At 68.7% G+C, this 24,486-nt stretch carries 22 protein-coding genes; 12 read left to right on the top strand and 10 right to left on the bottom strand.

Going from position 1 to position 24,486, the window contains the following annotated elements; translation table 11 throughout:
* The first annotated feature begins 8 nt into the window (after positions 1 to 8).
* From NNZ72_RS09305 to NNZ72_RS09295, 3 genes are all read left to right on the top strand, one after another.
* Positions 9 to 2,966, top strand: a complete 2,958-nt coding sequence (locus tag NNZ72_RS09305) for a bifunctional [glutamine synthetase] adenylyltransferase/[glutamine synthetase]-adenylyl-L-tyrosine phosphorylase (RefSeq protein ID WP_257315016.1) — start codon at positions 9 to 11, stop codon at positions 2,964 to 2,966.
* A 65-nt stretch (positions 2,967 to 3,031) separates the two neighbouring features.
* On the top strand, positions 3,032 to 3,298 hold the full coding sequence (locus NNZ72_RS09300; protein WP_257315015.1) for a type II toxin-antitoxin system Phd/YefM family antitoxin: 267 nt from the start codon (positions 3,032 to 3,034) through the stop codon (positions 3,296 to 3,298).
* Complete coding sequence (locus NNZ72_RS09295; RefSeq protein WP_257315014.1) at positions 3,295 to 3,756, top strand: type II toxin-antitoxin system VapC family toxin; 462 nt, start codon at positions 3,295 to 3,297, stop codon at positions 3,754 to 3,756. The genes NNZ72_RS09300 and NNZ72_RS09295 overlap by 4 nt, the downstream gene beginning before the upstream one ends.
* 12 nt (positions 3,757 to 3,768) lie before the next feature.
* Here the strand turns inward: NNZ72_RS09295 and NNZ72_RS09290 are convergent, their stop codons facing one another.
* Positions 3,769 to 6,111: a PAS domain-containing sensor histidine kinase gene (locus NNZ72_RS09290; protein WP_257315013.1), complete on the bottom strand. Its 2,343-nt coding sequence runs from the start codon at positions 6,109 to 6,111 to the stop codon at positions 3,769 to 3,771.
* A gap of 315 nt (positions 6,112 to 6,426) precedes the next feature.
* A complete protein-coding gene (gene pepN, locus NNZ72_RS09285; RefSeq protein WP_257315012.1) occupies positions 6,427 to 9,075 on the bottom strand; it encodes an aminopeptidase N in 2,649 nt (882 codons plus the stop codon).
* A gap of 261 nt (positions 9,076 to 9,336) precedes the next feature.
* Between pepN and NNZ72_RS09280 the strand changes: the two genes are divergently transcribed.
* Complete coding sequence (locus NNZ72_RS09280) at positions 9,337 to 10,275, top strand: DMT family transporter (RefSeq protein WP_257315011.1); 939 nt, start codon at positions 9,337 to 9,339, stop codon at positions 10,273 to 10,275.
* A 67-nt stretch (positions 10,276 to 10,342) separates the two neighbouring features.
* Here the strand turns inward: NNZ72_RS09280 and NNZ72_RS09275 are convergent, their stop codons facing one another.
* Both NNZ72_RS09275 and NNZ72_RS09270 read right to left on the bottom strand, forming a co-directional pair.
* Positions 10,343 to 10,519 (bottom strand): hypothetical protein, encoded by a 177-nt coding sequence (locus NNZ72_RS09275; RefSeq protein WP_257315010.1) that lies wholly within the window; start codon positions 10,517 to 10,519, stop codon positions 10,343 to 10,345.
* Positions 10,520 to 10,705: 186 nt separating this feature from the next.
* Positions 10,706 to 11,542 carry a uracil-DNA glycosylase gene (locus NNZ72_RS09270; RefSeq protein WP_257315009.1) on the bottom strand — a complete coding sequence of 279 codons (837 nt, stop codon included), beginning with the start codon at positions 11,540 to 11,542 and terminating at the stop codon, positions 10,706 to 10,708.
* A 113-nt stretch (positions 11,543 to 11,655) separates the two neighbouring features.
* Between NNZ72_RS09270 and NNZ72_RS09265 the strand changes: the two genes are divergently transcribed.
* Together NNZ72_RS09265 and NNZ72_RS09260 are read left to right on the top strand one after the other, a co-directional pair.
* Positions 11,656 to 11,910, top strand: coding sequence for a BrnT family toxin (locus NNZ72_RS09265; RefSeq protein WP_257315008.1), 255 nt, complete (start codon positions 11,656 to 11,658; stop codon positions 11,908 to 11,910).
* On the top strand, positions 11,900 to 12,220 hold the full coding sequence (locus NNZ72_RS09260; protein WP_257315007.1) for a BrnA antitoxin family protein: 321 nt from the start codon (positions 11,900 to 11,902) through the stop codon (positions 12,218 to 12,220). The genes NNZ72_RS09265 and NNZ72_RS09260 overlap by 11 nt, the downstream gene beginning before the upstream one ends.
* Position 12,221: 1 nt before the next feature.
* On the opposite strand, the gene NNZ72_RS09255 is transcribed toward NNZ72_RS09260, so the two are convergent.
* Entirely contained in the window at positions 12,222 to 13,010 is a 789-nt protein-coding gene (locus NNZ72_RS09255) for an SDR family oxidoreductase (protein ID WP_257315006.1), read from the bottom strand.
* An 18-nt stretch (positions 13,011 to 13,028) separates the two neighbouring features.
* A complete protein-coding gene (locus NNZ72_RS09250; RefSeq protein ID WP_257315005.1) occupies positions 13,029 to 14,432 on the bottom strand; it encodes an FAD-binding oxidoreductase in 1,404 nt (467 codons plus the stop codon).
* A gap of 216 nt (positions 14,433 to 14,648) precedes the next feature.
* Here NNZ72_RS09250 and NNZ72_RS09245 point away from each other — a divergent pair, with 216 nt between their 5' ends.
* From NNZ72_RS09245 to NNZ72_RS09235, 3 genes are all read left to right on the top strand, one after another.
* The gene (locus NNZ72_RS09245) at positions 14,649 to 16,313 is read left to right on the top strand and encodes an electron transfer flavoprotein-ubiquinone oxidoreductase (RefSeq protein WP_257315004.1); all 1,665 of its coding nucleotides are present in this window, start codon (positions 14,649 to 14,651) and stop codon (positions 16,311 to 16,313) included.
* A 243-nt stretch (positions 16,314 to 16,556) separates the two neighbouring features.
* Entirely contained in the window at positions 16,557 to 17,186 is a 630-nt protein-coding gene (locus NNZ72_RS09240) for a L,D-transpeptidase (protein ID WP_257315003.1), read from the top strand.
* Positions 17,187 to 17,530: 344 nt separating this feature from the next.
* Complete coding sequence (locus tag NNZ72_RS09235; RefSeq protein WP_257315002.1) at positions 17,531 to 18,529, top strand: ABC transporter substrate-binding protein; 999 nt, start codon at positions 17,531 to 17,533, stop codon at positions 18,527 to 18,529.
* A gap of 30 nt (positions 18,530 to 18,559) precedes the next feature.
* Here NNZ72_RS09235 and NNZ72_RS09230 read toward each other — a convergent pair whose 3' ends face one another.
* Positions 18,560 to 18,706 (bottom strand): hypothetical protein, encoded by a 147-nt coding sequence (locus NNZ72_RS09230; protein WP_257315001.1) that lies wholly within the window; start codon positions 18,704 to 18,706, stop codon positions 18,560 to 18,562.
* Here NNZ72_RS09230 and NNZ72_RS09225 point away from each other — a divergent pair.
* The gene (locus tag NNZ72_RS09225; RefSeq protein ID WP_257315000.1) at positions 18,693 to 19,580 is read left to right on the top strand and encodes an ABC transporter permease; all 888 of its coding nucleotides are present in this window, start codon (positions 18,693 to 18,695) and stop codon (positions 19,578 to 19,580) included. The two genes, NNZ72_RS09230 and NNZ72_RS09225, sit on opposite strands and share 14 nt — an antisense overlap.
* Before the next feature lie 60 nt (positions 19,581 to 19,640).
* On the opposite strand, the gene NNZ72_RS09220 is transcribed toward NNZ72_RS09225, so the two are convergent.
* Positions 19,641 to 20,549 carry a DMT family transporter gene (locus tag NNZ72_RS09220; protein WP_257314999.1) on the bottom strand — a complete coding sequence of 303 codons (909 nt, stop codon included), beginning with the start codon at positions 20,547 to 20,549 and terminating at the stop codon, positions 19,641 to 19,643.
* Between the two features lie 136 nt (positions 20,550 to 20,685).
* Here NNZ72_RS09220 and NNZ72_RS09215 point away from each other — a divergent pair, with 136 nt between their 5' ends.
* On the top strand, positions 20,686 to 21,156 hold the full coding sequence (locus tag NNZ72_RS09215) for an Lrp/AsnC family transcriptional regulator (RefSeq protein ID WP_257314998.1): 471 nt from the start codon (positions 20,686 to 20,688) through the stop codon (positions 21,154 to 21,156).
* Positions 21,157 to 21,268: 112 nt separating this feature from the next.
* Here the strand turns inward: NNZ72_RS09215 and NNZ72_RS09210 are convergent, their stop codons facing one another.
* Positions 21,269 to 21,685 carry a DoxX family protein gene (locus NNZ72_RS09210; protein ID WP_257314997.1) on the bottom strand — a complete coding sequence of 139 codons (417 nt, stop codon included), beginning with the start codon at positions 21,683 to 21,685 and terminating at the stop codon, positions 21,269 to 21,271.
* A 157-nt stretch (positions 21,686 to 21,842) separates the two neighbouring features.
* Positions 21,843 to 23,081: an MFS transporter gene (locus NNZ72_RS09205; protein ID WP_371747741.1), complete on the bottom strand. Its 1,239-nt coding sequence runs from the start codon at positions 23,079 to 23,081 to the stop codon at positions 21,843 to 21,845.
* Between the two features lie 330 nt (positions 23,082 to 23,411).
* Between NNZ72_RS09205 and NNZ72_RS09200 the strand changes: the two genes are divergently transcribed.
* Positions 23,412 to 24,350, top strand: coding sequence for a diacylglycerol/lipid kinase family protein (locus tag NNZ72_RS09200; protein ID WP_257314996.1), 939 nt, complete (start codon positions 23,412 to 23,414; stop codon positions 24,348 to 24,350).
* Positions 24,351 to 24,486 lie beyond the last annotated feature (136 nt).

Below are 24,486 nucleotides of genomic sequence, written 5' to 3'. Positions count from 1 at the left end.
GAGGCGGCATGGGTGCGACGGAATTGACGCGGTTTTCCGATCTTTCGGCCTCGCCGATCCGGCCGCTCAGCCAGGCGGAGGCGAAGTCGGTCCTCGCCGACCTCAGGGACTGGGGCCGCGACCATCCGGAGATCGCAGCACTTCACGCTTCGGAAGGGCCGGTCCGGGATTTCCTCGTCGCCGCGCTCTCGCTCTCGCCCTATCTGCGCGACACCGCCCGCATCGATCCCGGCCTGATCGTCCGCGCCCTGGAAGGGCCGGTGCTGCCGGCGGTCGAGGCGGCGATCGCCGGCGCGCGCGCGGCCTGGGATCCGGCGGAAAACGGCGCCGAGACGAGCGAGGCGCAGGTGATGACGCGGCTGCGTCTCGCCAAGCGCGAGGTCGCCTTCCTCGTGGCGCTCGCCGACCTCGCCCGGCTCATCGACGCGCGGCTGACGACGGCGCTCCTCTCCGACCTCGCGCAGGCCGCCGTCTCCGCCGCCGTCGACCACCTGCTGCTTTCCGCGCACGAGAGCGGCAAGCTGAAGCTTGGCGATCCGGCACGGCCTTCGGAGAAATCCGGCCTCGTCGTGCTCGGCATGGGCAAGCTCGGCGCTTTCGAGCTCAACTATTCCTCCGACATCGACCTCGTCGTCTTCTTCGATCCGCTGGCCGGCATCCTCGCCGACCCGAGCGAGGGCGTCGACACCTTCGCCCGCATCGTGCGCCGCCTCATCCGCATCATGCAGGAGCGCACCGCGGACGGCTACGTCTTCCGCACCGACCTGCGCCTCAGGCCCGATCCGGGCGCCACCCCGCTCGCCATCACCGTCGATTCGGCCATGCTCTATTACGAGGGCAGGGGGCAGAACTGGGAGCGCGCGGCCTTCATCAAGGCGCGTCCCGTGGCCGGCGACCTGAAAGCGGGCGAGGCCTTCCTCAAGGAGCTCACCCCCTTCGTCTTCCGAAAATATCTCGACTATGCGGCGATCGCCGACATCCATTCGATCAAGCGGCAGATCCATGTCCACAAGGGCCACGGCGAGATCGCCGTCAAGGGCCACAACGTCAAGCTCGGCCGCGGCGGCATCCGCGAGATCGAGTTCTTCGTGCAGACGCAGCAGCTGATCGCCGGCGGCCGCGTGCCGGCCTTGCGCCTCAAGGCGACCGAGCCGATGCTGGAGGCGCTGGCGAAGGCCAACTGGATCGACGCGGCGACCTGCGGGGAGCTCGTCGAGGCCTACTGGTTCCTGCGCGACGTCGAGCACCGCATCCAGATGGTGCGCGACGAGCAGACCCATGTGCTGCCGGAGACCGAGGCCGAGCTGAAGCGCATCGCCTTCATGGCGGGCTTCGAGGATACCGCCGCCTTCTCCGCCCGGCTGGTCGCGGTGCTGAAGACCGTCGAGCGGCGCTATGCGGCGCTGTTCGAGCAGGAGGCGAAGCTTTCCACGGAGACCGGCAACCTCGTCTTCACCGGCCAGAAGGACGATCCCGATACGCTCGACACGCTGAAGCGTCTCGGCTTCGAGCGGCCGGCCGACATCTCCCGCACCATCCGCACCTGGCATTACGGCCGCTACCGCGCCACGCAGTCGGTGGAGGCGCGCGAGCGGCTGACCGAGCTGACGCCCGAGCTGCTCCGCGTCTTCGGCGAGAGCACGCGGGCGGATGAGGCGCTGCTCCGCTTCGACAGCTTCATCTCCGGCCTGCCGGCGGGCATCCAGCTCTTCTCGCTGCTCGGCAACAATCCGGCGCTGCTCTCCCTCATCGTCGATATCATGTCCTCGGCGCCGCGGCTTGCCGAGGTGATCGCGGCCAAGCCCCACGTCTTCGACGGCATGCTCGATCCGGGCCTGCTCGCGGAACTGCCGACGCGCGCCTATCTCTCCGAGCGCATCGAGGGCTTCCTCTCCGGCGCGCACCATTACGAGGAGATCCTCGACCGGCTGCGCATCATCGCCGCCGAGCAGCGCTTCCTCATCGGCATCCGGCTCTTGACCGGGGCGATCACCGGAAAGCAGGCGGCGCGTGCCTTCACCCACGTCGCCGGCCTCATCGTCGAGGCGGCGCTGACCGCGGTGCTCGCCGAGATCGAGGCGGCGCACGGAAAATTCCCCGGAGGCCGGGTGGCGCTCGTCGGCATGGGCAAGCTCGGCAGCTTCGAGCTGACGGCCGGCTCCGACATCGACCTGATCCTGCTCTACGACCACGACAGCGACGCGCTGGAATCGGACGGGGCGAAGCCCCTCGACATGGTGCGCTACTTCACCCGCATCACCCAGCGGCTGATCGCCGCCCTTTCGGCGCCGACGGCGGAGGGCGTGCTCTACGAGGTCGACATGCGGCTGAGGCCCTCCGGCAACAAGGGCCCGGTCGCCACCCGCATCAACGCCTTCGCCAAGTACCAGGCGGAGGAGGCCTGGACCTGGGAGCACATGGCACTCACCCGCGCCCGCCTCGTCTGCGGCGACGAAAGCCTCGTCGCGGAGGCCGGGGCGATCTTCCGCGAGGTGCTCGGCAAGCGGCGCGACCCCGGCAAGGTGGCGAAGGACGTCGCCGAGATGCGCGCGCTCATCGACAAGGAGAAGCCGCCGAAGGACATCTGGGACCTGAAGCTGATCCCGGGCGGCCTGATCGACATCGAGTTCATCGCCCAGTTCCTGGCGCTTGCCGCCCCCGCGCGCGGCGTGGCGCAGCCGGACGGGGCGATGCCGACCGGCGATGCGCTCGCCGTCCTCGGCCCCGCGATGATGGACCCGAACGACCTCGACACGGTCATGAAGGCGCTCACCCTTTATACGGAGATCTCGCAGATCGTCCGCCTCTGCATCGACGGCGGCTTCGATCCGAAGGAAGCCCCCGCCGGCCTCGTCGACCGCGTCTGCCGCGCCGGCGACTGCCCGGACCTGCGCACGCTGGAGGCCGAGATCCGCCGGATATCGAAGGCGGTCCGCAAGATCTTCCAGGCGACGGTCAAGGTGTGAGCGGAACTGGCGCAGGCGGCCCGGGCCTGCTATTCTGACCATCTGACCAGTTCGGGATGGGTGCGATGGCGACGACGGTGCAAAAGGGACGCTGGAAGCTGGAGGACGCCAAGGCGCGCCTCAGCGAAGTCGTGCGCAGCGCCCGCGCCGAGGGTCCGCAGCGCGTCACCGTGCGCGGGCGCGACGCGGTGGTGGTCGTCAGTGCGGAGGAGTTCGACCGGCTGACGCGCCGCGAGCCGGAGAAGCCCTTCGTCGCCTTCATGGAGCAGCTGCATCTGGACGGTCTGGATCTCACCCGGGAGACCGACCGGGGCCGGGACGCCGAGCTTTGATCGGCTGGCTGCTCGACACCAACGTCATCGCCGCGCTGATCAGTCCGAACGGCGCCCCGTCCGTGAAGCGATGGGCGGCCGCGCAGGCCGAGGAGAGCTTCTTCCTCAGCGTGCTGACGCTCGCCGAATACGACAAGGGGATCGCCAATCTCGCCGGGGACCATCCCGAGCGCTGGCGCTACGCGGCGGCGCGCGACGCGCTGGAGGCGCGGTTCTCCAGCCGCATCCTGCCGCTCGACGACCGTTGCGTGCGGCTGTGGGGCCGGGTCTCGGGAGAGGCGCGGCGCAGGACCGGCACCGCGCCCCCGGTGATCGACACGCTGCTGGCCGCGACCGCCGTCGTCCACGATCTCTACCTCGTGACGCGGAACGGGCGGGACGTGTGCGAAAGCGGCGCCGTCGTCTTCAATCCCTGGGAGGACGATGCCGCGGCCTTTCCCCTGAGCCCGCGGCGATAGGGCCGGTTCTGCTCACGCCGCCCTTTGCCGGGCGGCCACCCGTTCCCGGTCGGGGATGCGCACGGAGATGATCGTGCCCTTGCCCTCGACGGAATGGATGCGCATGGCGCCGCCGTGGAGGTGGGCGAGCGAGCGGGAGATGGCAAGCCCGAGGCCGGAGCCGCCCTTGCTCTTGGCATACTGGCTCTGCACCTGCTCGAAGGGCTGGCCGATCTTCTCCAGCGCCGCCTTCGGGATGCCGATGCCGGTGTCGGCGATGGTGAGCGTCACCGCGCCCTCGACCTTGCGGGCGCGCACCCGCACCTCGCCGTCCTGGTTGGTGAACTTCATGGCGTTGGAGATGAGGTTGAGCAGGATCTGCTTCATCGCCCGCCGGTCGGCGACCGTCGGCAGGGCCTCGGGGCAATCCTGCCGCACGCGGATATTCTTCTTCTCCGCCTGCAGCATGGTGAGGCGCAGCGTCTCCTCGATCAGCGGCGCGAGATCGACGGCCTCGCAATTGATGCGCATGTGGCCGGCCTCGATCTTCGACATGTCGAGGATGTCGCTGATGACGTTGAGCAGGTGCTTGCCGCTCTCGTGGATGTCGCGCGAATATTCCCGGTACTTGTCCGAGCCGAGCGGGCCGAACATCTGGTTCTGCAGGATTTCCGAGAAGCCGAGGATGGCGTTGAGCGGCGTGCGCAGCTCGTGCGACATGTTGGCGAGGAATTCCGACTTGGCGCGGTTCGCCGCCTCCGCGCGCTCCTTCTCCGCCTGGTAGTTGGCGTTGGCGACGGAAAGCTCGGCCTTCTGCCGCTCCAGCTTGGCGCGCGAGGCCGAAAGGTCGCCGATCGTCGCCATCAGCCGGCGCTCGGAATCGCGCAGCCGCACCTGGTGGCGCTTCATCATGGTGATGTCGGTGCCGACCGAGACGAGGCCGCCGTCGCGCGTGCGCCGCTCGTTGATCTGCAGCCAGCGCTCGTCGGCGAGCTGCACCTCGGTCGTCTGCGACGTGCCGCCGCCGTCGGCATTCGCCACGCGCCGCTCGATCACCGGCCGCGCCGCCGCGCGCAGCACCGCCGCACGCTCGGTGCCGGGCGCCAGCACCTCGTCGGGAAGGCCGTAGGCCTGCTGGTAGTGGGCGTTGCAGAGCACCAGCCGGTCGTGCTTGTCCCACAGCACGAAGGCCTCGGAGGTGGATTCGATGGCGTCGGCGAGCCGCTGGTCGGCCTCCTGGTAGCGCTGGGCGAGCCGGTGCTGCTCGGTCACGTCCATGGCGATGCCGATCATGTGCATGCGGCCGGACGCCATGCGGATGAGCTGGGCGCGGGCGCGCATCCAGACATAGTGCCCCTCGGCATGGCGGATGCGGAACACCTGGTCGACCTGGCGCGCCTCGCCGCGGGCGACCGCGCGGGCGACCTGGTAGATGCCGTCGTCGTCGGGATGCATCAGGCGCGCGGCGTCGCCGAAGGAGAGCACGCTGTCCTTGGCTGGCATGCCGAGCATCTCGTAGAGCGAGCGCGACCAGAACAGCCGGCGGCGCGAGAGGTCGAAGTCCCACAGGCCGCAGCGGCCGCGGGCGAGCGCCGTCTCCACCCGCAGGTTCGATTCGGCGAAGATCGCGTCGGCGTCGCGGGCGCGCTTGGCCTGGATGTAATAGGCGTAGAGGATGACGAGCAGGATCGCCGAGATGCCGGAAAACAGCGTGACGTTCAGCGCCACCTCGTCGCGCCACAGCGCCGCGACATGGCCGAGCGGATTGGCGACGACGATGAAGCCGGCCTTGTCGGGCATCTCGACGAGCGCCGCATAGTGGTCCTCGCCGCCGATCAGCGTGCCGGAGACGCCGGCGGGATCGCCGAAATACTGCATCGCCGCCAGTTCCGGCGCGAAGCGCGCCAGCGTCAGGCCGACATAGCGGGCGCCGGCGAGCGAGGCGCCGAAGACGCGTCCCTTGTCCTCGACGAAGAGCACGAGGCCGCCCGGCTGCATGCGGTCCTGCGGCAGGCGGGCGGAGAGCACCGCCTCGACCTGGCGCCGGTCGGCGGCCGCGAAGCTGTCCTTCTTCTCGGCGAACATCGCCTCGACCGCGACGGCCGTCAGCGCCGTCGCCTCGCGCACGTTCGCGTCCATCCGGTCGTGCTCGACCATGATGCCGACGATGCGGGAGACCGCGACGACCAGGAGGAAGGCGATGATCAGGACCGGTATCGATCGCTTGAGCACGGGCTCCGCCCGTGTCAGGTGCCGCGCGGCCGGTCCGGCGAAGATCTTCGCCTGACCCGTCAACTCCTCTTCCCAGGCCGCCACGCCCGGAAATTTGAGTCGAAACCAACCGCCGGCTGCGCGTCCTCGTTGCGCGTCCGCCATTCGTCTTCCAATCGTGTCTCTTGCCGATTCGGCGCGCCGCTCGCCCGAATCTGCCCTAATGAATCAATTGTGATTCGGCTTGTCCAGAGGGAAAGCTAACGGATTCTTAACCAATTCTTGTGGTTGGGAATTTGGGATTGCGCGGGGTGGAATGCCCCCCTCATCCGGCCTGCCGGCCACCTTCTCCCCGCAAGCGGGGCGAAGGAGACAAGTGGCGACGGCTTCCCTCTAAGAGAGGAAAACGTTGCGTCATCTCCCTTCTCCCCGCCTGCGGGGAGAAGGTCGCGGCAGCGGGATGAGGGGCGGTTGCGTCCGCTACCCCTTCAGCATCCGCTCGACGATGTCGGCCACGTCGGAGGAGAGCTTGCCTGCGTTGGAGATCGAGCGCAGCGCGTTCAACGCATGGTCGGCGCGGACCTCCTCCAGCGCGCGCCAGGAGCGCATGGCGGTGAGGATGCGCGCGGCGAGCTGCGGGTTCTTCGGGTCGATGGCGAGGATCTGCTCGGCAAGGAAGCGGTAGCCGGCGCCGTCCGCCCGGTTGAAGCCGGTCGGGTTGGCGAAGGCGAAGGTGCCGACGAGGGCGCGCACGCGGTTCGGGTTCGCCATGGTGAAATGCGGGCTTCCCATCAGCCGCTTCACGCGGTCGAGCGCGCCGGCGCCGGGGATGGTCGCCTGGATCGAGAACCACTTGTCGAGGACGAGCGCATTATCGGCGAAACGGGCGCGGAAGGCCTCCAGCGCCTCCGCCGTCTCCGGCGCGTCGGGGAAGCGGTGGGCGAGCACGCCGAGCGCGGCGCTGAGGTCCGTCATGTTGTCGGCGGCCGCGAAGGCCCCGGCCGCGCGCGCCGGCGTCCCCTCGGCGACGGCGAGATAGGCGAGCGCCGCGTTGCGCAGCGCCCGGCGGCCGGCGCTCGCGGCGTCCGGCGCGAAGGGGCCTTCGGTGCGGTGGCGTTCGGTGAGGGCGGCGAAGACCGCCGGATCGCGCCCGGCGACGAAGGCGAAGACCGCCTCGCGGCCGGCGCGGATCGCGTCGGGATCGTTGTTGCTGGCGAGCTCGCGGGCGATGTCGGATTCGGACGGCAGCGCCAGCGCCTGCGCGCGGAAGGCGGGCTCCAGCGTCTCGTCGGCGGCGATGGCAAGCAGCGTGTCGGCGAGCATGGCGTCCGGCTCGACCGGCGTGCCGGCGCGGGCGTTCCGCGCCGCGGCGACGAGGTTCGGCAGCGCGAGGTCGGTCAGCGCCTGCCAGCGGGCGAAGAGGTCGCTGTCGTTGCGGGCGATATGGGCGAGGTCGGCCGGCGCCTGCTCGAAATGCAGGTTGATCGGCGCGGAGAAGCCGCGGTTGAGCGACACGACCGGGCGCGAGGCGATGCCCGAGAAGGTGACGGTCTGGCGGCGGGCGGTCAGGTGCAGCACGTCGCCGGTCACCTCCGCGCCCTCGACGGCGGAGGGCACGGCCTCCGAGCCGTCGGCAAGCAGCAGGCCGAAGCGCAGCGGGATGTGCATCGGCTCCTTGACGGCCTGGCCCGGCGTCGGCGGGATCGTCTGCTCCAGCGACAGCGTCAGCACGCCCTTGCCGGCGTCATAGGCGGAGGAGACGGTGACGAGCGGCGTGCCCGCCTGGTGGTACCAGAGCGAGAACTGCGTGAGGTCGCGGCCGCTCGCCGCCTCGAAGCATTTGACGAAGTCCTCGATCGTCGCGGCGTCGCCGTCGTGCCGCTCGAAATAGAGGTCCATGCCCTTGCGGAAGGTCTCGCGGCCGACGAGCGTGGCGATCATCCGCGTCACCTCGGAGCCCTTCTCGTAGACGGTCGTCGTATAGAAGTTGTTGATCTCGCGGTATTTCACCGGGCGCACCGGATGGGCCAGCGGCCCGGCGTCCTCCGGGAACTGCTCCGACTTCAGGTGCCTGACCTCGGCGATGCGCTTGACGGCGCGCGAGCGCTGGTCGGCGGAGAACTCGTGGTCGCGGTAGACCGTCAGGCCTTCCTTCAGGCAGAGCTGGAACCAGTCGCGGCAGGTGACGCGGTTGCCGGTCCAGTTGTGGAAATACTCATGCGCGATGATCGCCTCGATATTGGCATAGTCCTGGTCGGTCGCCGTCTCCGGGTCGGCGAGCACGTACTTGTCGTTGAAGACGTTGAGCCCCTTGTTCTCCATGGCGCCCATGTTGAAGTCGGAGACGGCCACGACCATGAAGATGTCGAGGTCGTATTCGCAGCCGAACGCCTCCTCGTCCCATCTCATCGAGCGCTTCAGCGCGTCCATCGCATAGGCCGCGCGCGGCTCCTTGCCGTGCTCGACATAGATCCTCAGCGCCACCTCGCGGCCGGACATCGTGACGAACGTGTCCTCGACCACGCCGAGGTCGCCGGCGACCAGCGCGAAGAGATAGGAAGGCTTCGGATGCGGGTCGAACCAGGCGGCGAAGTGCTTTCCCTCGCCGTAGCCCGCGCCGCCGAGGAAATTGCCGTTGGAGAGCAGCAGCGGGCAGCTCGCCTTGTCGGCGATGATGTTGACCGTGTAGACGGCGAGCACGTCCGGCCGGTCGGGGAAATAGGTGATGCGGCGGAAGCCCTCGGCCTCGCACTGCGTGCAATAGACGCCGTTGGTGCGGTAGAGGCCCATCAGCTGCGTGTTGGCTTCTGGATTGATGACGGTGGTGATGGTGATCTCGAAGGGCTCGCTTGCCGGCAGGTCGCGGATCGTCAGGCTGTCCGGCGTCGCGTCGTAGCGGGAAGGCTCCATCTCCACCTGGTCGAAGAGCAGGCCGGCAAGCGTGAGCTCGTCGCCGTCGAGCACGAGGGGGGCGGCGGGATCGGCGCCCTCGCGGCGGTGGAAGATCAGCCGGGCCTCCACCCTGGTTTCCGTCGGGTCCAGCTCGAAGGTGAGGTCGACGCGCTCCAGAACGAAATCGGTCCGGCGATAGTCTGCCAGATGAATGATCCGGCCGTCCTCTGTGCGCATGTGCTGCCTGCCTTCTCGCGTCTGTCCTGTCCCGTTCCGGCACATGGGCGGCCGGCGGGCCCGGACGATGTGCCCCCGAATGTCACGAATAGATAGGCTTATTGGCTTAACATCTCATTTCCAGCCGCACGCCGTTCACATTTTCGTGGCCCCCGTCCGGCGCCCGCCGACCGATCAAAGTTATCGCCGCCACATCAGCGGAATTGATCGCTCCGGTGCCGTTCTCCCGCTAGACTTGCAGCGGTCCAAACGAGTCCCCGCATGCAAGTCGATCCTCCCACCCCGATGAAGGGGATTGTCCTCAAGGTCGCGTCGGTGGTGGTGTTCCTCTGCATGTCGACGCTGATCAAGGCGGCGGGCAAGGACATCGCCGCCGGGCAGATCACCTTCCTGCGCTCCGCCTTCGCCCTCCTGCCGATCGTGGCGATGCTCGCCCTGCAGGGGCAGTTGCGCACGGCCTGGCGCACCGACTATCCGATCGGGCACCTCACGCGCGGCTTCGTCGGCATCCTCTCCATGGGCTGCGGCTTCTACGGTCTCGTCCATCTGCCGCTGCCCGAGGCGATCGCCATCGGCTACGCCATGCCGCTTATCGCCGTCGTCATCGCCGCCGTCTTCCTCAAGGAGGCGGTCGGCATCTACCGCTGGACGGCGGTGCTCGTCGGGCTGTCGGGGGTGATCGTCATCGTCTGGCCGCGGCTGACGCTGTTCCGCGACGGCGGGGCCGGCTCCGGGGAGGCGACGGGGGCGCTCGCGGTGCTCGCCTCGGCGACGCTCGGCGCCTGCGCCATGGTGCTCGTGCGCAAGCTGGTGAAGACCGAGCCCACGCCGACCATCGTGCTCTATTTCTCGATCTCGGCCTCCGTCTTCTCGCTCGCCACGCTTCCCTTCGGCTGGAGCCCGATCGGCCTGGAGGCTCTGGTGCTGCTGGCGCTGGCCGGCGTCTGCGGCGGCGTGGCGCAGCTCCTGCTGACGGCGAGCTACCGCTACGCCGACGTCTCCACCATCGCGCCCTTCGAATACACGTCGATCGTGCTCGGCATCCTCGTCGGCTATGTCCTGTTCGGCGACGTGCCGACGCCGCCGATGCTGGCGGGAACCGCCATCGTCGTTGCCGCCGGCATCTTCGTGATCCTGCGCGAGCACCAGCTCGGCCTGCGCCGGCGCGCGGCGCGGCGGCACATGACGCCGCAGGGATGAGCGGGGACCGGACGCAAAAAAGGGCGCCGCGACGGCGCCCTCGGGCAAGGCGGTTGCGCAGGTCCGGTCAGCGCTGGATGAATTCCGAGAAGATCTGGACCGGCCGGTTGATCCGGGCGAAGCCGGTCGCCGTCATCTGCTCGTTGGCCGGGGCGGCGATGGCGCCGAAGCCGTGGCCGGCGCGGATACCGGCATGGCGGAGCGTCTCGAAGCTCGAATGGATGGGCCGAAAGCGGGCGGTCATGGGTCGATTCCTTACTCTGTTCCTCCCGTTGTCGCATATTGCGCCGCATCATCGATTTTGCAATGCGGCATAATGCCCGGCTGATATGCGCAATCCGCATGGCTTCTGAAATAAACTGTTCATACTTTGGGCAGAATCGCGGCGTGTCGGGCAAATGCTTCCTTCGCCGGCCGGCTGGCGGGTGATTCAGGCCGTGAGGCCTGCACGGAACGCAAGCAGGTCCTGCCAGGCGAGCCGCTTGCTGATCGGCGCCGACACGAGATCCTGCGGATGCAGGGTGGCGAAGGCGGGGATGGACCGCCCGGCGACGGCCACTTCGCGCCATTCCCCGCGCAGCTGGTGGATCGTCTCGCTGGCGCGGAAGAGGAAGCGGGCGGCGAAATTGCCGAGGATCAGCAGCCGCTCCGGCTCGGCGAGCGCGATCTGCCGCTCGACGAAGGGCCGGCAGATGTCCGCCTCGCGCGGCGAGGGCGGGCGGTTGCCGGGCGGGCGCCACGGCACGACGTTGGTGACGAGCAGGCCGGCGCGGTCGAGGCCGATGCCGGCGAGCATGCGGTCGAGCAGGACGCCCTGCCGGCCGGAGAAGGGCCTTCCGTCGCGGTCGTCGTCGGCATTCGGCATCGCGCCGATCACCATCACCCGCGGCTTGGGATTGCCCTCGGCGAAGACGAGGCAGCGCGCGCTGGTCTTCAGGTTGCAGCCGTTGAAGGCCTCCATCGCGACGCGGAGCTCCTCGAGCGAGCGGGCGCTTTCGGCCGCGAAGGCCGCCTCCGCCACCGCCTGCCCGTCGGGGATCGCCACCGCCGGCAGCGGGGCCGCGGCCACCGGGCGCGGCGGCTCGGGCCGGGGCGGCGCCGGCCTGTCGACGGAAGCCGCCGGCGCGCCGCGTGCGGCTCGCATCGCCTCGAACTCGGCGATCCGGTCGACCGCCTCCTCCTCCAGCAGCCATTCCACGCCCGCATCCGCATGGAAATGCAGGAGGGCGGCAAGCTCTGCCGGGGAGAGGTCGCGGACGGGGATCATGCGTCCGTTCTACCGGATCGGCAGGGAGGGGGGAAGGGGCAGGGAGCGCCCGCCAATTATTGTACATACATATATCGATTGCGGTCCGGCGGCAATTATTGTACATACATTCCATGAAGATCGTCTGGGACGAGCCGAAGCGGATCGCCAATCTCGACAAGCATCACCTCAATTTCGAGGATGTCGTTTTCTTCCGGTGGGAAACCGCGCACATCGCTCCGACCCACTCCAGCCGAATGAAGGCCATCGGCGAATTCGGAGGACTTGTCACCGTCATCGTCTATGCGGAGCTCGGGGTCGAGGCGATCTCAATCATCAGCTTCCGCGTTGCGAAACGCGAAGAAAGGAGCCTGTTCGATGGCAGATAAGCCCGGACGCGAAGCGGCTTTTCAGCCGGGGCGCGGATATTCAAAGGAGGATTGGGACGCCGTTTGTGACAATCCTCCTCTCACGCAAGAGGAAATCGAAAACCTGCGCCCCGCGAAAGAGGTTCTGCCGCCCGCCTTCTTCAAGGCGCTGGGACAGGCCCGCAAGGCCAAGGGCCGGCCGAGAACCGTTCTGACGAAAAGATCCGTCACCATCCGGCTCGACCCCGATCTTGTCGATCACTACAAGGCCACCGGCAAAGGGTGGCAAAGCCGGATGAACGACGATCTGCGCAAGATCGCCGGTCTATAGCCTACACCGACCGCGCCGCGCCGCCGTCGCAGCGGATCAGGCTGCCGGTGACGTAGCTTGCGGGCTGGCTGCAGAGGAAGGCGGCGGTGGCGGCGAATTCCTCGACGGTGCCGTAGCGGCCGGCGGGGATCGCCGCTTCCGATTCGGCGCGCACCGCCTCGACCGTCCGGCCGCTGCGCTCCGCCGCCGCGGCGTCGAGGCTCACCAGCCGGTCGGTGAGGATGCTGCCCGGCAGGAGCAGGTTGCTGGTGATGCCGTATCGCGCGACCTCGGCGGCGAGCGTCTTCGACCAGCCGGCGAGCGCCGGGCGCAGCGTGTTGGAGAGCGCGAGCCCCGGGATCGGCTCGATCACGCCGGAGGAGGCGACCGTCAGGATGCGGCCCCAGCCGCGCGCCTTCATGCCGGGCAGCAGCCGGTTGGCAAGCGTGATCTGGCGCAGCACCATCGACTGGAAAAAGGCGAGCAGCACGTCGGCGCCCATGTCCTCCGTCGCGCCCGGCTTCGGCCCGCCGGAATTGTTGACGAGGATGTCGACGCCGCCGAGGCGGTCCCCGGCCGCCTGCGCCACCGTCTCGACGAAGGCCGCGTCCTCCAGGTCGGCCCGCACCCAGTCCGCCCGGCCGCGGCCCTCCGCGTTGATGGCCGCGCAATTGGCGGCGAGCGTCTCGGCGCTGCGGCCGCAGAGCAGCACGTCGGCGCCCTCGCGCGCGAGCGCCACGGCGATGCCCTTGCCGAGGCCGCGCGAGGCGGCGAGGACGAGGGCGCGTTTGCCGGTGATGCCGAGATCCATGGAACTCTCCTTCTGTGCTCAATTCGCCCGGTAGGGCACCTTGCCGGGATTGAAGAGGTTGTTCGGGTCGAGCGCCGCCTTGATCGCCTGTGCGACGGCGCGGCGCGCCGGATTGCCGTAGGCGAGATAGGCCCGGCGCTTCTCCAGCCCGACGCCGTGCTCGGCGGAGAAGCTGCCGCCCAGCGCCGCGACGCCGTCATAGACCGCATCCTCGATCGCGTCCCTGGACGCCGGGTCCGTCGCACCCTCGCCGAAGACCGAGAGGTGGAGGTTGCCGTCGGCGATGTGGCCGTAGACATAGGCGTCTAGCCCGCCGGCAAGCGCCGCGAGCCGCGACCTGAGCGTCGCGACATAGCCGTCGAGGCTGCCCGGCGGCACGGAGACGTCGAAGGAGGGGGCGGCCGGATGCAGCCGGTAGATGAAGTCGCTCTCCTCGCGCAGCGCCCAGAAGCGCCGCGCCTGGTCGAGCGAGGCGGCGACGATGCCGCCGGCGATCGCCTCCGCCTCCCAGAGCGCGGCAAGCCCGTCCTCCAGCGCCGTGCGCGCCTCCTCCTCGCTTGCGGCGGAAAGTTCCAGGAGCAGCACGGCCGGCGCGTCCGCCTCCAGCCAGCCGGTGTCGAAACCCCGCTGCGCGGCGCTGTCGGCGAAGAAGCGCCGCCACATCAGCTCGGCCCCTTCGAGCTGGACGGCGGGCAGCGCGCGGAAACGGCCGACGACTTCGAGCGCCGAGGCGGCATGGCGCACGCCGACGAGCGCGGTCGCCCGCATCGGGTTGCGGCTTTCGAGCTTCAGCACGGCGCGGGTGACGAAGCCGTAGGCGCCCTCCGAGCCGATCAGCAGCTGCTTCACGTCCGGCCCGGCGGAGACCTTCATGACCTCCGTCATGTCGCTGAACAGGCCGCCGTCCGGCAGCACCGCCTCGATGCCGAGCACCTGGTGGCGCATCACGCCGTTGCGGAAGGCGAGGATGCCGCCGGCATTGGTGGCGATCATGCCGCCGACGGTGGCGCTGCCGCGCGAGGCAAGGTCGATGCCGGGCGTGAGGCCGTGCGCGGCGGCGGCCGCCTGCAGCACCTCGAGCGTCACGCCGGCCTCGACGGTCGCGGTGCGCGCGAGCGGGTCGATCGCTTCGATCCGCGTCAGCCGGGCGGTGGAGAGGATGAGCTCGCCCGGCCGGCTCGTGGCACCGCCGACGAGCCCGGTCAGCCCGCCCTGCGGCACGATGGCGACGCCGTGCGCGCCGCACCAGCGCACCACGGCGGCGGCGGCCTCGGGCGTGGCGGGCATGGCCATGGCGCCGGCGCGCAGATTGTCCGGATGCTCGCCGGGGTGGCAGCTTTCGAGCACGTCGGCGCCGGCAAGGACGAGCGCGTCGCCGAATTCGTTCAGGTCGCGCCGGAGCGATCGGATCATCTCGGACATGCGGGCGGGCTCCTCCACCGGGAATCATCGGGCGATGCGACAATAGGAGGACGCCCGCGCCGGAGCAAACGGAGGGCGCCTGCGTCATGACGTCATGCGCAAAAGGGGACATGGTCTGTCGCACAGCGGCTCGACAAGCCCCCTCTCATTTGCCATGACAGGCTGGAGCGGAGGATTGCCGCCGCCTGTGCGCGGGGCGGCGGGATGGAGAACCTGATGAGCGAAGAGATGGACCTTCCCGAACGGGAGAGCATGGAATTCGACGTGGTGATCGTCGGTGCGGGGCCTGCGGGCCTGTCGGCGGCGATCCGGCTGAAGCAGGTGAACCCGGAGCTTTCGGTCGTCGTGCTGGAGAAGGGCGCGGAGGTCGGCGCGCATATCCTGTCGGGCGCGGTGGTCGATCCCATCGGCATCGACCGCCTGCTGCCCGGCTGGCGCGAGGACGAGAGCCATCCGTTCAGGACCGAGGTGACGGACGACCACTTCCTGTTCCTCGGCCCGGCCGGCTCCGTGCGCCTGCCGAACGCCTTCATGCCGCCGCTGATGAACAACCACGGCAACTACATCGTCTCGCTTGGGCTCGTCTGTCGCTGGCTGGCGGCCAGGGCGGAAGAGCTCGGCGTCGAGATCTATCCCGGCTTCGCCGCCACCGAGGTGCTCTACAACGACGAGGGCGCGGTGATCGGTGTGGCGACCGGCGACATGGGCATCGAGCGCTCCGGCGAGCCCGGCCCCAACTACACCCGCGGCATGGCGCTGCTCGGAAAATACACGCTGATCTGCGAGGGCGTGCGCGGCTCGCTCGCCAAGCAGCTGATTTCGAGGTTCAAGCTGGACGAGGGGCGTGAGCCCCAGAAATTCGGCATCGGCCTGAAGGAGCTCTGGCAGGTGAAACCCGAGAACCACAGGCCCGGCCTCGTGCAGCATTCCTTCGGCTGGCCGCTCGGCATGAAGACCGGCGGCGGCTCGTTCCTCTATCACCTCGAAGACAACATGGTCGCCGTTGGCTTCGTGGTGCACCTCAACTACAAGAACCCCTATCTCCATCCCTTCGAGGAGTTCCAGCGCTTCAAGACGCATCCGGCCATCAGGGGCACCTTCGAGGGCGGCAAGCGGCTCTCCTACGGGGCCCGCGCCATCACCGAGGGCGGCTGGCAGTCGGTGCCGAAGCTGTCCTTCCCGGGCGGGGCGCTGCTCGGCTGCTCGGCGGGCTTCGTCAACGTGCCGCGCATCAAGGGCAGCCACAATGCGGTGCTGTCGGGCATCCTCGCGGCGGAGAAGCTTGCGGATGCGATCGCGGCAGGCCGGGCCAATGACGAGCCGGTGGAGATCGAGCACGGCTGGCGCGAGAGCGCCATCGGCTCGGATCTCAGGAAGGTGCGCAACGTCAAGCCGCTGTGGTCGCGGTTCGGCACGGCTGTGGGCGTGGCTCTGGGCGGGCTCGACATGTGGACGAACACGCTGTTCGGCTTTTCCGTCTTCGGCACGCTCAAGCACGGCAAGACGGACGCGCAGTCGCTCGAACCGGCGGAAAAGCACAACAAGATCGACTATCCGAAGCCGGATGGCGTCCTGACCTTCGATCGTCTCTCCTCGGTGTTCCTGTCGAACACCAACCACGAGGAGGACCAGCCGATCCATCTCCAGTTGAAGAACCCGGCGCTGCAGAAGACGTCGGAGCTGGACGTCTATGCCGGTCCGTCGACGCGCTACTGTCCGGCGGGCGTCTACGAGTGGGTGGAAAGGGACGGGGAGCAAGTCTACGTGATCAACGCGCAGAACTGCGTGCACTGCAAGACCTGCGACATCAAGGACCCCAACCAGAACATCAACTGGGTGCCGCCGCAGGGCGGCGAGGGACCCGTCTATCCGAACATGTGATGGCGGCGGGGCTGCCCCTCATCCGCCTGCCGGCACCTTCTCCCCGCAGGCGGGGAGAAGGGGAGCGAGGCGGCGGTTTTCCTCCATCCCGAAAATTTGCGGCACATGCCGTCGCCCGCCTTCGGAAGAGGGGCGCGGCGGGGCATGCGGGGCGATGCCCAACCGCAAGGCGCCGGTTTAACCCGCCATTAACCATAACCGCATAATTTCTGCCCCGTAAACAAGGTGTTGAGGGGCTTGAACATGTCGATTTCCCGCCGCGGCTTCCTGCTCGGCGCATCCGCTCTGCTGGCGGGCTGTGCGACGAACGGCAACAGCGACCGCGCCAACTACGGCGCGCGTCCGGACGAGGCCTTCCCGCTGAAGGCGATCCCGCTCGACAAGATCAAGCCCGAGCTGCGCCGGCAGGAGGTGGCTTACGAGACGCGGCACGCGGCCGGCACCGTCGTCGTCGACACGCCGGCGCGCCGGCTCTACTACGTGCTCGGCAACGGCCGGGCGATCCGCTACGGCATCGGCGTCGGCCGCCAGGGCTATTCGCTCGCCGGCAGCGCCACCATCGGCCGCAAGGCGGAATGGCCGAGCTGGACGCCGACGCCGAACATGATCCGCCGCGACCCGAAGAAGAACCTGAAATATGCCGGCGGCGTCCCCGGCGGCCTCAACAACCCGCTCGGCGCCCGCGCGCTCTATCTCTACCAGGGCGGCAACGACACGATGTTCCGCATCCACGGCACCAACCAGCCCTGGTCGATCGGCCAGGCCATGTCGAGCGGCTGCGTGCGCATGCTCAACCAGGACGTCATCGACCTCTACGGCCGCGTCAAGACCGGCGACCGGGTCTACGTCATCCAGGGCCGGCGCGAGGCCTGATCACGCATATTTGCGACGCGGATCGCACGGGAGGGGCCGGTTTTCGCCGGCCCCTCGTCGTTTTTTGATACCGTCGCGCTTTGAAAAAGCTGAACCGTATCATAACATTGCGCGAAAGGAGCGGGCGGGCGGGCCAGTGCGACCGCGCAAATTTGCCGCCGCCATGACGCATCGGGAGCAATGGCGGACGCATTCGTGCCGGCATTCGACCCCGCACCTGCAAAAGTCGAGGATGCGGCCCCGTGGTTCCGCACGGGGACCACCGCTTCGCAATTCAGAGGCCCGGCGCGGCGGAGCGGGCTTCCAACGGGCGTAACGATACCGCCGAAAATGAGGGAACGGACATGAAACATCTTCTTGCATCCACCTGCCTGGTCGCCGGCCTCCTCGCCATGACCGGCGCGGCGCGCGCCGAATGCGGCGACCTGACCATCGCCAGCATGAACTGGCAGAGCGCCGAGGTGCTGGCCGCGCTCGACAAGTTCATCCTCAACGAAGGCTACGGCTGCAATGCCGACGTCATCGTCGGCGACACGGTGCCGACCATCACCTCGATGATCGAGAAGGGCGAGCCGGACCTCGCGCCGGAAGGCTGGGTCGACCTGCTGCCCGACGTCGTCAACCGCGGCATCGAGGAAGGCAAGCTGATCGGCGCGGCCGTGGCCCTCTCCGACGCCGCCGTCCAGGGCTGGTGGATTCCGAAATACATCGCCGACGCCCATCCCGACATCAAGACGATCGACGACGCGCTGAAGCATCCGGAACTGTTCCCGGATCCGGAGGATTCCAGCAAGGGCGCCGTCCACAACGGCCCGCAGGGCTGGGGCGGCACGGTCGTGACCTCGCAGCTCTACAAGGCCTATGGCGGCGAGGCCGCGAACTTCACGCTGGTCGACACCGGCTCGGCCGCCGGCCTCGACGGCTCGATCGCCAAGGCCTACGAGCGCCAGCAGGGCTGGGTCGGCTACTACTGGGCGCCGACCGCGCTGCTCGGCAAGTACGAGATGGTGAAGCTCGACCACGGCGTGCCCTATGACGAGGCCGAATGGAAGCGCTGCAACACCGTCGCCGACTGCCCGGACCCGAAGAAGAACGACTGGCCGAAGGACAAGGTCCAGACGCTCGTCACCAAGAGCTTCGCCGAACGCGCCGGCGAGGACGTGATGGCCTATCTCAACAAGCGCGCCTGGTCGAACGACACGGTCAACAAGCTGATGGCCTGGATGACCGACAACCAGGCGAGCGGCGACGATGGCGCCAAGCACTTCCTCGAGGAGAACGAGGCGCTGTGGACGGAATGGGTCTCGCCGGAAGCCGCCGAGAAGATCAAGGCCGCGCTCTGATCCGGCCCGCATGAACGCCGCGGCGGCGCGTCACCGCGCCGCCGCGGCCGTCTTGCCCAGGGCCATCCCGGCAAGGCGCGGCGCGGCCTTGCGTCCGCGATCGGCGTGAAAACGAAAGAAAGCCGGCGCAAGACTGGCCGCAGCACGAAAAAAGGGGATCGTCATGGAATGGTTCACGAAATTTCCGCATATGAACGACGCGTCCTTGCGCGATCTGAAGAAGGCGATCGACGAGGGCTTCCGCGCCTTCACCCGCGCCTATGGCGACGGCATCGAGAGCATCTTCGAGCCGCTGCAGCACTTCCTCATCTGGTCCGAGCGCTTCATGACGCGCACGCCCTGGCCGATCATCCTGATCCTGATCGCGCTCGTCGCCTGGTTCGCGAGCCGCAACTGGAAGATCGTCGCCGGCTCCGTCGCCACGCTGCTGGTGATCGGCTATTTCGACATGTGGGACGACACGATGAAGACGATCTCGATGATCTTCGTCTGCACCGTGCTCTCCATCGTCATCGGCATCCCGATCGGCATCCTGATGTCGCGCTCCGACCGGGTGCAGAACGCGATCAACCCGATCCTCGACGTCATGCAGACGATGCCGAGCTTCGTCTACCTGATCCCGGTCGTCATGCTGCTCGGCATCGGCAAGGTGCCGGGGCTGATCGCCGTCGTCATCTACGCCATCCCGCCGATGATCCGGCTCACCAATCTCGGCATCCGCCTCGTCGACAAGGACGTGCTGGAGGCCGCCGACGCCTTCGGCTCGTCGAGCTGGCAGAAGCTCAAGAACGTGCAGATGCCGCTGGCGCTGCCGACCATCATGGCCGGCATCAACCAGACGATCATGATGGCGCTCGCCATGGTGGTCATCGCCTCGATGATCGGCGTGCAGGGCCTCGGCCAGCCGGTCCTGAAGGCGATCTCGAACCAGTATTTCACGCTCGGCATCTTCAACGGGCTCGCCATCGTCGGCATCGCCATCATCTTCGACCGCGTCAGCCAGGCCTACGGCAAGCGCCTGCAGCGCCACCGCGAGGTCATCCACGGCTGATCCCGCCTTTCCGTGCACGAAGGGGCGCCCCGGCGAAGGCCGCGGGCGCCCTTGCCGTTTTCAGCGCCTGGGCGACAGGGCGCCGGTCGACAGCGCCACGCCCGTGCCGACGATGAGGGCGGCGGCGATCTCCGCCGCGCCGAACGGCTCGCCGAGGAAGACCGCGCCGCCGAGCGTCGCCAGCACCGGCGTGATCGCGGTGAAGGCCGCCGCCTGGCTGCCGCCGAGCGCCCGCACGGCCGTGCCGTAGGCGAAGGTGGCGACGAGGCCGGACAGGATGCCCTGGCTGCCGACCTGGAGGGCGAGGTCCGGCAGCGACGCGGCGTCAAGGTGGGTGCCGAAGACCGCCGCCAGCGCGAGATGGATCAGGAACGACCAGACGGCGACGAGGGCGGCGCCCTCGAGCGCGGAGAGCCCCGAGCGCCGGAAGGCATGGGTGAAGCCCGCCCAGAGCGCGGCGCCGAGCGGCAGCAGCAGGAAGCCGGCGGACGTCATGCCGCTCGTCCGCAGGCTGGCGACGAGCAGCACCGCGACGCCCGCGACGATGGCGGCAAGGCCGGCGAGCCGCATGCGGTCCGGCCGCTCGCCGAAGAGCACGATGCCGATCAGCGCGGTGGCGAGCGGCATGGCGCCGCCGAGCAGGATGCCGCCGGGGGCCGCCGGCGTCGCATGCAGCGCCGCCGCCGTGACCTGGAAGAAAAGCGCGCCCGATCCCGCCACCATCACGGCGAGGAGCGTCACCGGCAGGCCCTTCGGCAGCAGCCCGGTGCGCAGCCAGACCGGCGCGAGCAGCACCGTCGGCACGCCGTAGCGGATGAGGCCGATGTCGACGGTGCCGAGCGGCGTGGTGGCGGAATGGCGCGTCGCCAGCACCCAGGTCGCCCAGATCAGCACCGTGACCATCGCGCCGGCATAGCCGGCGGCGGCCGCACTGGATTTCCCGTCGGAGGGAAGCGAGATCATGGCCATGGCGGTGTCCTTTCCGTGCGGCTCTGTCACGGACGGATCCTAGCGCCGAAGGCTGCGGCATGTCCTTGCGAGTTCCGCGTCGGAGCATGTATCCTGCACATGATCCTGCCACGAATGCCTGTGAAAGTTCCCGGATATGCCAAAACTCGATAAATTCGATATCGCCATCCTCACGGTGCTGCAGGAGGACGCCCGCGCGACGAACGTGGAGATCGCGGAGAAGGTCAACCTCTCGCCGTCGCCCTGCCTCCGGCGCATCCGCAACCTGGAGAAATCCGGCGTCCTGCGCGGCTACCGGGCCGACATCGACCGCAAGGAGGTGGGGCTGGGGCTTACCGTCTTCGTCGAGATCAAGGTCGGGCACCACAACCGCGAGAACGCGGTCGCCCAGCAGGAGGCGCTGCTCGCCGTCCCGGAGATCGTCTCCTGCTTCCTGATCTCCGGCGACGCCGACTTCCTGGCGGAGGTGGTGGTGGAGGATCTCGCGGCCTATGAGCGGCTTCTCACGGAGACCCTGCTCGCCATGCCGGGCGTCACCGACATCCGCTCCAACTTCGCGATCCGCAGCATCAAGACCGGCGGGCCGCTGAAGCTGCCGGCATTGTGACGCGGAAGGCCGCCCCGGCGAGAGGCGCCGGGGCGGCCCGGGACGGTCGGAGAGGCGGCCGCCGTCCTGTGGGCGCCGCCCCGGAGAGAGGCGGACGGCGCCCGGCCTGTCGTCAATGCGCGGGGACGGCAGGCGCTTTCGCGGATTTCCAGGTGACGACCATCAGCGCGCCGATGACGGTGATGTGCTCCATCACGACGTAGAACTCGACGGTGCGCATCGGCTCCTCCATCGTCCAGAAGGCGTGGGCGATCGGGATGGTGAGCGCGGTGAAGACGGCGAGCATGCCGGCGCCGAGCCAGGTCCAGCGGTTGGCGATGATCAGCGCCGAGCCGACGAGCTGCGTGACGGCGGTGACGACGACGAAGACGGCCGGCGGCTCCAGCCCGAAATGCGCCATCTCGGCGACGCCGCCGTCGAAGTCGGCGAGCTTGGCGATGCCGCTCATCCAGAACATGAAGGTGAGGATGGTGCGGGCGAGAAAGCCGAACCAGGACGTTGCGGTCAGGCGTTCGATGAGGCTGGACATGATAGGCTCCGGTTCAGGGTTGCGGGAGCGCCACGCGGCGTCCCCGTTCGTTGCGACTATCTCTAGCAGACCCGCAGCGCCGTCCTGTCACCGAGGGAACAGCCTGTTCTCACGCCAGTCCGGACGCAAGACCGCTGCACGCTCGTGCCGGACCCGCTTACTCCGCGGGGCAGGCGCAGGCCTCCTCGCGGTCGAGCCTTTCGAGCGTGAGCGACAGCAGGAAGACGCCGAGGCCGACGACGGCGGTCGCCGCGCCGACGAAGCCGACGGAGGCATAGCCGTAGCCGGCGCTGATCGACAGGCCGCCGAAGAGCGCCCCGAGCGCGTTGGCGACGTTGAAGGCCGAGTGGTTGAGGGCGGCGGCGAGCGTCTGCGCATTGCCGGCGACGTCCATCAGCCGCGTCTGCAGCGCCGGGCCGACGACGAAGCTGCAGCCGATCAGGAAACAGCAGAGGCCGAGCAGCACCGGGTCCTGCGCCGTCAGCGACAGCGCCACGAGCACGCCGAAATAGAGCACCAGCGACCAGCCGATCGTGCGCATCAGCGACAGGTCGGCGAGCTTGGCGCCGAACACGTTGCCGACGATCATGCCGCAGCCGAAGATCGCCATCATCACCGGCACCATGGACGGGCCGAGGCCCGCGACCTCGGTGACGATCGGCGCGATGTAGCTGAAGACCGCGAACATGCCGCAGAAGCCGGTCGCGGCGATGCCGAGCGTCAGCCAGACCTGCTTGCGCTTCAGCGCGCCGAGCTCGGTCAGCGCATTGATGCCCTTCGGCGCCTTGTCGCGCGGCAGGAAGATCGCGATCAGGCAGACCGTGAGCAGGCCGGTGACGCCGACGCCGACGAACATCACCTGCCAGTCGAACACCTGGCCGAAGAAGGCGGCGAGCGGCGTGCCGATCAGGGTGGCGACCGTCAGCCCCAGCATCACCTTGCCGACCGCCTGGGTGCGGCGGTTCGCCGGCACCATCGCCGCGGCGACGAGCGCGGCGACGCCGAAATAGGCGCCGTGCGGCAGGCCGGAGACGAAGCGCATGAGGATGAAGCTCTCGAATGTCGGCGCCATGGCGCTGGCGAGATTGCCGAGCGCGAACACGGCCATCAGCACGACGAGCAGGTCGCGCCGGCGGAAGCGGGCGCCGGTGACGGCGATCACCGGCGCGCCGACGACGACGCCGAACGCATAGGCGCTGATGACGTAGCCGGCCTCGGCCGTCGTGACGCCGAAGGTGCGGGCGACGTCGGGCAGCAGGCCCATGATGGCGAACTCGCCCGTGCCGATGCCGAAGCTGCCGACGGCGAGCGCCAGGATGATCAGGCTGACGGTGAGCGGGGAAAGCGAGGGCTGCCCCGAGGAGAGGGCGGCATGGGGCAGGGCAGGTTCGGACACGGCGGCTCCGCGGGAATGGTCCGGGCGCGGCGGTCGGATGGCGGACCCTTGGGCGAAGGCCGCTCCTCCCGGCTGCCTCTGCGGTGGTCTGGCCGAAGGCCGTGTCCGGAATAGGTCTGGAAATGAAGAATGGTCCGGCCGGCCAGGCGCTCTCCCGACACCCGCGGCCGCCACCAGATATAGCAGAGCCGGCGGCCTTGCCTATTGCCAATTTTCGCCTCGGCCCGGTTATCCGATCAAGATTTCTTGCAGGCCGTTGCCTGCTAATCGCCGCTTTCTCGGCTATCTATGGAAACGTGCCCGGCTTCCGGCTTCACGCGGAGTATGCGGATGAGAATTCAGGCGATCTTCAACAAGGACGGCGGAACGTTCCGCACGACCGACATGGAGGCCTATGCGCGCGAGGCGGAACGCATCTTCGGCGACGCGGGCCACCATCTCGACTGCGACATCGTCGAGGGCGCCGACATGGAGATGGCGCTGCGCCGCTGCGCCGACCGTACCGACCTCGACGCGATGCTCGCGGGCGGCGGCGACGGGACGATCTCGGCGGCGGCGGGCGTCGCCTGGGAAAGCGGCATGCCGCTAGGCATCGTCCCGGCCGGCACGATGAACCTCTTCGCCCGCTCGCTGAAGATCCCGCTCGACATCCGTCTGGCGCTCGAAGCGCTCGCCGCCGGCGAGGTCGCCGCCGCCGACATCGGCACGGCGGACGGGCGCGCCTTCGTGCACCAGTTCTCCGCCGGGCTGCATGCCCGCATGGTGCGCCTCAGGAACGCCATGACCTTCCGTTCCCGCCTCGGCAAGATCGCCGCCAACGTGCGTGCGGCCGTCGGCGTCATTCTCGACCCGCCGGAATTCGACGTGGAATACGCCGTCGACGGCATCGAGGCGCATACCAAGGTCTCGGCCATCAACGTGTCGAACAACCGCTTCGGCGAGAACGGCCTGCTCTATGCCGACGACATCTCCGGCGGCCATCTCGGCTTCTACACGACGGCGCCGCTGAAGCCCGCGGGCGTCGCGCGCCTCGCCGCCGACATCCTGCGCGGCCGGCTGCGCGAGAACGCCGACGTGACGGAGATGACCGGCACGGCCGTCGACCTGCATTTCCCCAGCGTCGACCGGTCGATCAACTGCGTCATCGACGGCGAGCTGCTGCCGATGGGCCGCGACGTCTCGATCCGCCTCCATCCCGGCGAACTGAAGGTCATCGTGCCGAAGGCGGGGGCGGAGAGCACCGCGCCGAGCGAGACGGCGGCGGCGTAGGATGCGACCCCTTCTGCCCGATAGGACATATGCGATTTGCCCCCCACCCTAACCCTCTCCCCGCAAGCGGGGAGAGGGGACGTGCCCTGCGAACGGTCGTTGGTCGAGGAAAACGATGCGGCATATCTCCTTCTCC

This window comes from Shinella pollutisoli (assembly GCF_024609765.1).
Classification (GTDB): Bacteria; Pseudomonadota; Alphaproteobacteria; order Rhizobiales; family Rhizobiaceae; genus Shinella; species Shinella pollutisoli.
Note: the sequence above shows the minus strand (reverse complement) of the source record. Positions and strands in the feature narration are given on the sequence as shown.